This window comes from Polaromonas sp. P1_G4 (assembly GCF_056405475.1).
This window is the reverse complement of record NZ_JBFUCA010000768.1, coordinates 1-1458: the sequence shown is the minus strand read 5'-3', so window position 1 is coordinate 1458 and position 1458 is coordinate 1. Positions and strand designations below refer to the sequence as shown.

At 55.8% G+C, this 1458-nt stretch carries 2 protein-coding genes; both read left to right on the top strand.

Annotated features, from left to right (window positions below; translation table 11 throughout):
• Positions 1-102 precede the first annotated feature (102 nt).
• A complete protein-coding gene (locus tag AC1D1X_RS23145; RefSeq protein WP_431095808.1) occupies positions 103-282 on the top strand; it encodes a hypothetical protein in 180 nt (59 codons plus the stop codon).
• A gap of 286 nt (positions 283-568) precedes the next feature.
• On the top strand, positions 569-1458 hold an 890-nt coding region (locus tag AC1D1X_RS23140; RefSeq protein ID WP_477699322.1), incomplete at its 3' end, for a TGS domain-containing protein.

The following is a 1458-nucleotide window of genomic DNA, read 5'->3' as shown; positions in this document are numbered from 1 at the left end:
GACTTAGGGCCTGTCCGGGCTTTTTTACAGGCATTTTTTAGCGTAGAGTGCAGTTTGTTACATAAAACACAAGATGTGCATGATTAACCGGAGGAGGTTGCCGTGTCGGAATTAACCGTGGGTTTCAAGCGTGTTCCCTGTCCTGATTGCAATGGCACCGGCGAACTGCGCATTGAAAGCGAAAACATCAATGAGCATTTTGAAGTCGAAAAACAAACGGTGATCACCGAATGTCCGCGTTGCCTTGGCCTGGGATTTTTGCCGCCGGCCTCACCGCAATAGGACTTTGTGGCGCGAGGCAAACAGGTGGCCGGCGAGCCATCTGCAAGCTGCCGTAAAATAGCCGCATGCAATCAATCAAGCTGGAAACAGGAAGGATCGTTCGGGTTATGACACCGCGAACTACGCCCTCGTCCGTTTTCTGGAGTCATCCAGGGCGCTAGTCCGCACCCCTTGGTGATTGTTAGCTACTGATTTCATAGCTTAAATCCATATCCCCCATCAAAGCGCGGCAGGTTCCGCGCTTTTTTGTTTTTCTGATTTCAGCCTGCTTATAAAAGTTATTCACATGATTCAAATCACGCTCCCCGATGATTCCAAGCGCGAATACCCCCAAGCCGTCACGGTGGCCGAAGTCGCCGCCTCAATCGGTACCGGCCTGGCCAAAGCGGCCTTGGGCGGGAAAGTTGACGGCAAGGTGGTCGACACCAGCTATCTGATTGATAAGGACAGCTCGGTTTCCATCATCACAGCCAAGGATGCCGACGGGTTGGACATGATCCGCCATTCCACGGCCCACTTGCTGGCCTACGCCGTCAAGGAACTGTTCCCGGATGCGCAGGTCACCATAGGCCCGGTGATTGAAAACGGGTTTTTCTACGATTTCTCCTACAAGCGTCCGTTCACGCCGGAAGACCTGGTGGCGATCGAAAAGCGCATGACGGAACTTGCGGCCAGGGATGAGCCAGTGACGCGCCGGGTGCTGCCGCGCGATGAAGCCGTGGCGCATTTCAAGAGCATAGGCGAGCATTACAAGGCTGAAATCATTGCGAGCATTCCCGCCAATGAGGATGTGTCGCTCTACCGTGAAGGCGCTTTTGAAGACCTGTGCCGCGGCCCCCACGTGCCCAGCACGGGCAAGCTGAAGTTCTTCAAGCTCATGAAGGTGGCCGGCGCCTACTGGCGCGGCGATCACCGCAATGAAATGCTTCAGCGCGTTTACGGCACGGCCTGGGCCACCAAGGATGAACTGCAGCAGTATCTGACGATGCTCGAGGAGGCTGAAAAGCGCGACCACCGCAAGCTCGGCAAGGAACTGGACCTCTTTCACATCGACGACCATGCACCTGGCCTGGTGTTCTGGCACCCCAAGGGCTGGACGGTCTGGCAGGGCGTTGAGCAGTACATGCGCAAGGTCTACCAGGACAACGGCTACCAGGAGGTCAAGGGCCCCCAGAT